2 protein-coding genes, 1 tRNA gene and 1 pseudogene are annotated in these 5456 nt (G+C 67.7%); 1 reads left to right on the forward strand and 3 read right to left on the reverse strand.

The features are described from left to right. Positions 1-117 precede the first annotated feature (117 nt). The 3 genes from glxA to B7L92_RS12690 all read right to left on the reverse strand — a co-directional run bounded on the left by glxA (position 118) and on the right by B7L92_RS12690 (position 4610). Complete coding sequence (glxA, locus tag B7L92_RS12680; RefSeq protein ID WP_081237523.1) at positions 118-2058, reverse strand: radical copper oxidase GlxA; 1941 nt, start codon at positions 2056-2058, stop codon at positions 118-120. Further along, complete coding sequence (locus tag B7L92_RS12685; protein WP_081237524.1) at positions 2055-4073, reverse strand: glycosyltransferase family 2 protein; 2019 nt, start codon at positions 4071-4073, stop codon at positions 2055-2057. The genes glxA and B7L92_RS12685 overlap by 4 nt, the downstream gene beginning before the upstream one ends. A gap of 463 nt (positions 4074-4536) precedes the next feature. Continuing rightward, positions 4537-4610: transfer RNA gene (locus B7L92_RS12690), tRNA-Lys, on the reverse strand. A 538-nt stretch (positions 4611-5148) separates the two neighbouring features. On the opposite strand from B7L92_RS12690, the pseudogene B7L92_RS41570 reads away from it, so the two are divergent. Next, positions 5149-5456, forward strand: a pseudogene (locus B7L92_RS41570) (peptidoglycan-binding protein); the annotation flags it as partial.

The following is a 5456-nucleotide window of genomic DNA, read 5'->3' on the forward strand; positions in this document are numbered from 1 at the left end:
GAGGTCACACCAGGTGCCGCGCACGAGCAAGATTGTTTCGGGCCAACACGCAGCAGGAGAAAAGGGAGAGGGCGCCCTCTCCCTTTTCTCCTGCTTCTCCGCGCTGCCGTACGGCGGTTACGGCACCTGGACCCACTGGGCCTTGCTCGGGGTGCCGTCGGCGTCGGTGACGAACAGCATGTACCAGCCGGCCTGGACCAGGTTCCGGTTCTCCGGCATGGTCACGGTCAGCTTGTCGCCGTCGGCCTTGAAGTCCAGCGCGATCGACCGCTGGTCCACGTCGGTGACGTGGGTCGAGGCGCTCGGCCGGATCAGGCGGACGTTCTCGACGCGCGCGGCGTCCTTCGAGGTGAAGGTGCCCGACTTGCCGCGCTCGATGGTCTCCGGACCGTCGGACAGCTCGGGCTGCTCACGGTCGCCGTGCAGGTACGGCGGCGTGTAGATCTCGATGCGCTGCTCGAACTCGCCCGGCTTGGTGTTGGCCTTGTCGCCGTAGAGCGAGTCCGAGCCGAAGAACATCACGCGGCCGTCGGGCAGCAGGATCGAGCCCGCGTGGTAGTTGCGGCCCACCAGCGGGTCGGCGACCCGCTGGAACTCGTTCTTCTCCGTGTCGTAGATCCGCGCCTCGAGGATGTTGGAGTCGCTGCGGCCGCGGTAGTCCTCCGAACCGCCGGAGACCAGGATGTCGTCGTTCGGCAGGATCGACGCCTGCGGGTAGCGGGTGCCCTTGTCCAGCGAGGGGCCGTCGACGAACTTCGGGTCGTCGGCCTTGAGGTCGACGATCCGGGTCTTCTCGCTGGCCTTCCTGGACTCGCCGACCCCGCCACCGCCGATCACCATGTACTTCTCGTCCTGCGCCGGGGGCAGCAGCACCGTGGCGGACGTCTCCATCAGGTCGGGGTCGCTCAGCCCGGGGACCTTGGTGAACTCGTTGCTCTCCACGTCCCAGACGCCCGGCTCGCGGCCCTCGTCGGCCGGTCCGTAGCCCGCGTTCGAACCCGAGTAGAAGATCTTGCCGTCCTGCATCAGGAACAGCGCCGGGTAGGTCGGGAACTGGCGGACCTTGTCCGTGTAGGTCCACTTCTTGGTCTTCGGGTCGTAGACCTCGTTCTTGCCCGGGACGAGCTGGCCGATGTCGTCGAGGCCGGAGACGCTGAGGATCTTGCCGTCGCTCAGGGTGGTGAGCGTCGGGTACCAGCGGGACTCCTTCATCGGGTCGACCTTGATGTACTTCTCGGCGATCGGGTCGAACTCGAAGGCGTCGTCGATGCCCTGGAAGTCCTTCTTGTCCAGGGCGAGCTTCTCGGCGATGCCGTACGTGTTGCGCGCGTCGTCGCCGGTGAGGCCCTGCACGGTGTAGTTGTCCTGCGTGCCGGTCTCGTACTTGGCGCCCTCCTTCTGCGCCTCGACGTAGACGCGGCCGTACCCCGGGGTGTTGCCCAGGAACCTGCCGGTCTCCTCGTCGAAGTTCTTCTCGGCGCGCGGGATGAGCACCGGGTCCTTCGAGACGAAGGTCTTGCCGTTCTCCTTGCCCGTGAACTTCGTCCCCGCGGGCAGGGTCATCGGCTTGTCCGGGTTCTCGTTGTGGACGATCATCAGGCCGCCGGCCTTCTTCACGTCCCCCTTGAGCTTCTCGTACCGCTTGGTGCCGCCCGCGATCAGCAGGTTGCCGTTGGCGAGCTGGGTGTGGCCCGTGCAGAACAGGTCGCTCGGGGTCGGGACCTTCTTGATGGTCCCCTCGACCGGGTCCCAGATCCGGGTGTCGTACTTCTTCGCGTCGAAGTTGTCCTTGTTGTTGCCCGAGCCCGCGACGAGCAGCACCTTGCCGGTGCGCAGCAGCGCCGCGTGGATGGTGTTCTGCCGGTACTCCTCGGGAAACTCGACGATCTCCCACTTGCCATTGGCGGCCTTGTACTCGGGCTGGTTGATCTTGTACTGGTGGTACTGCTCGGTCCCGAAGCGGTACAGCCACGGCCCGTTCATCCCGGCCAGCGCGAGTACCACCGCCGTGCCGATCGCGAACCGACGGGCTCGACGGCGGCCTGCACGGTCAGTCATTCCTTACGTCCCCCAAGTCCACCAAGGGCGATCTGCATGGTCTGGTCGTTGCCCGGGGCGTGCCCGGTTCCTCCTGGTCCGCCCGGTCCGCCGTGCGGGCCGGCCCAGCTGGGCCGGTTCTGCGGGGCGTGCGCGTGCTGCTGCGGCATCTGCGGCAGCGGCTGCGTCCGGGGCGCTTCGGCGTCCTGCCGCTGATCCGCGGCAGGGTCGCCCGGTGGCTTCTTCTTGTCCTGGCGCATGCCGTGGCGCCAGGCGAACATCGGCGCCGCGGTGATCAGCAGGGCGAACATGGCCCAGATGACCATCGCCGGGTGCGAGTTGCCGTAGACGAAGCCGGCGACGAGTGAGCCGCCGAAGATCAGGATGAAGTACCAGTGGTACCGGAAGGTTCCGAACCAGGTGTCCGGGCTGGCCGAGTCGCCCTTGGGGGTGACCACGAACTTGCTCTTCTTGCGCAGGACGGAGTCGATCAGCGCCTTCGCGTAGAGCGGTGCCGACAGCGCGGACATCACCATGCCGGCCACACCGCCGGAGCCCTCCGGCTCGTGCGGCGAGACGTTGTGGCGGCGGTTCCAGACGTACAGGCCGATCTGCAGCGCGGAGGCGTTGCCGTAGAGCATCAGCCAGATGGTCGGGTCGATGTTCACACCCGAGGCGCCCAGGCCCAGGAACAGCGCACAGCTCAGCGCCGCGAGGATCCAGTTCAGGGCGGACATCGGGTAGAAGATGATCATCATGGTGTAGTTGAAGAGCTTGCTCGGCGGCAGCGAGTACCAGCCCTTCCAGTACTGCTTGAGGATCGTCTCGTACGTACCCCGCGACCAGCGCATCTGCTGGGTGAAGAAGTCGGTCCAGGCGTTGGGGCCCTCGCCGACCGCGAGCACGTCCGGGGTGTAGACCGAGCGCCACTTCTTCCCCGTCTCCGGGTTCTTGGCGCGGTGCATCTCGAACCCGGTGGCCATGTCCTCGGTGATCGAGTCGTACAGCCCGCCGATCTGCTTGAGCGCCTTGATGCGCACGGCGTTGGAGGTGCCCACGAACATGGGCGAGCCGTAGCGGTTGCCGGCCCGCTGGATCAGCGCGTGGAAGAGGAACTGCTGCGACTCGGCGGCCTTGGTGACGAAGTTGTCGTAGTTGCCGTACACCTGCGGGCCGATGACGAAGCCGACGTCCGGGTCGCGGAAGAAGCCGAGCATCCGCTCCAGGTAGTTCGGCAGCGGCACGTGGTCGGTGTCGACGGAGGCGAAGAAGTCGTAGTCGTCGCCGTGCGCGTCCAGCCAGGCGTTGTAGTTGCCGTGCTTGGTCTTGGCGCGGTGCGGGCCCTTCTGCTGGTTCCACTTCGCGATGCCCTTGCGGGAGAAGTGGTGCACGCCGAGGCGCGCGCAGACCTCTTTCACCTCGGGGTCGTCGCCCTCGTCGAGCAGCCAGACGTGCATGACGCCCCGGTGGCGGATCTTCACCGCCGCCTCCAGGGTCTTCGTCACCATCTCCAGCGGCTCCTTGCCGGGCACGAAGGAGGTGAGGAAGGCCACGCGGGTGCCGGTCTCGGGCACCACCGGGACCGGGTCGCGGGCGACCAGCGTGGCGTGCGCGTTCGACAGCACGTTCATGCAGCGGAAGAACTCGATCAGACCGATCGAGACGAGCATGACGACGTCGAGGGCGGGCAGCCATGCGAACGCCGGGTAGTCGCGCTCGGTCCAGTGGGAGGGCTGCAGCAGCCACACCAGCAGCACCAGCGACAGCACCGGGGCCGCGGCCAGCATCAGCGCGATGCGGATGCGGTGCGGCTCCTGCGAGATCAGCGAGCGGTACTGGACCTTGTACGGCTTGTTCGGATCGGGCTGGGTGAGGGGACCCGCGAGCCGGCTGTAGTGCTCGTAGTCGTATTTCGGCAGCGTCTTCTTGATCCGGCGGAACGCGCCCGTGTTCCAGTTCCGATGCGAAGGCACCCTGAGTTGGGTGGTCTGGGACGGGTCGTCGTCCCTCCGGGCGCCCGTCGGTGTCGACGTCATGAGTCATCCCCCCACACACGGCGACGCCGTGTGTTTCGTCGCTTCCTTCCGTCCGCTCGGGCCCCCTCGACCTTCACGGACGTCATCAGTGGTAGACCGCCGCCTCCACGTCGTCCACACCTTATAGACATGGCACGGCGGTCTTCCGGTTGCATGGTGCCCCCCTCGGCACCACCCCTTGGACGGAGTCCCTCGCCCCGCACCGGGGCAACCGGTTCCCTGCCCCCCACCAGCCGCACATTCGCGGCAAAGTGAAGAACCCAGGTTCTACGGTGTTCATCATGATCGCAAGGTGCGAAACACGGTGTTCACCGGTCATAGGCGTCCATTGTGACCCCTGGGGGAGGCCCGTGGGGCCTCTGTTCCATACGTGTGACGAGAGGATCCCGTTCAGCGGACGCGAGAGGGGATCCGGCCAAAAACCGACGGGCCCCTCGTCTGCACGAGGAGCCCGTCCGTTCGGTGCGCCGCCAGGGACTCGAACCCCGGACCCGCTGATTAAGAGTCAGCTGCTCTAACCAACTGAGCTAGCGGCGCGCGCTGACGGAGCAACTCTACAGGACCCCGGAGGGTGCTCCCGACCACCGGCCGCCTGCGCCTCCCCGGGGACGGCGGCCGCCCCCCGATCGGCCCACCGGGTGTACGTCATTCGGACCGTCAACATGCGCGTGACGAAGACAGTTGCGAAACTGCCGACGTGCACAGGCGCGGAGTTTTTCGACAACAGTGTGAGGGCCGACGCATGGGGTCACCGGTATTCGAGGAATTCGAGCCGGCGGGCGACTGCGGCTGCCCCTGCTGTGTTCCCCGGCGGCGGGTCCCGCCGCGTTCCCCGGGCGGCCGGCCCCCGGATCGTCCGGCGGCGAACCGGACCCCGGCGGTGGCCGCCGCCGCGTCCGCGGTGACCGGCGTGCGCGCGGCGCCCGCGTCCGCCGCCCCGCGGGCCGCCGGACGGCCGACCGCCCCGACCGTTCCCTACGTTTCCGCAGGTGAACGGCGTTGCACCCGGCAGGGCCGGAAGGCCCCGCCGCACGGTCCCGGTGGCCGTGCGGCCCCGCGCGCGAACCTCGGGCGGATGCCCCTGACCACCCGCGCGGCCAGGGTCGAGCGGGCCCGGAAACGGGTCACCGAGAAGGTGCCCTGCAGCACGGCCGTCCACGGGTCCGACGGTTGTCGGCAGGACGGTTCGGGTCATGTCCCGATGGTGTGGGGCCCGCCCGGGAACGAATGGACCGGCGGTCTCGGAAAATGCGCGGAGAAAATCACCGGGGACGAACTCCGACCGGGTGACATCCTGCTGTTCCCCCTTGCGGCCGACCCCTACGGGAAATCCCCTGTCGTCCTCTTCGGCGGCCGGGCGGACGCCGAAGAGGACGACAGGGG

Source organism: Streptomyces viridosporus (genome assembly GCF_002078235.1).
Taxonomy (GTDB): domain Bacteria; phylum Actinomycetota; class Actinomycetes; order Streptomycetales; family Streptomycetaceae; genus Streptomyces; species Streptomyces viridosporus.

Bases quoted from the DNA above. Each gene is read 5' to 3' on its own strand.
- B7L92_RS12685 (WP_081237524.1), bottom strand. From the start codon at position 4,073: ATGACGTCGACACCGACGGGCGCCCGGAGGGACGACGACCCGTCCCAG.
- glxA (WP_081237523.1), bottom strand. From the start codon at position 2,058: ATGACTGACCGTGCAGGCCGCCGTCGAGCCCGTCGGTTCGCGATCGGC.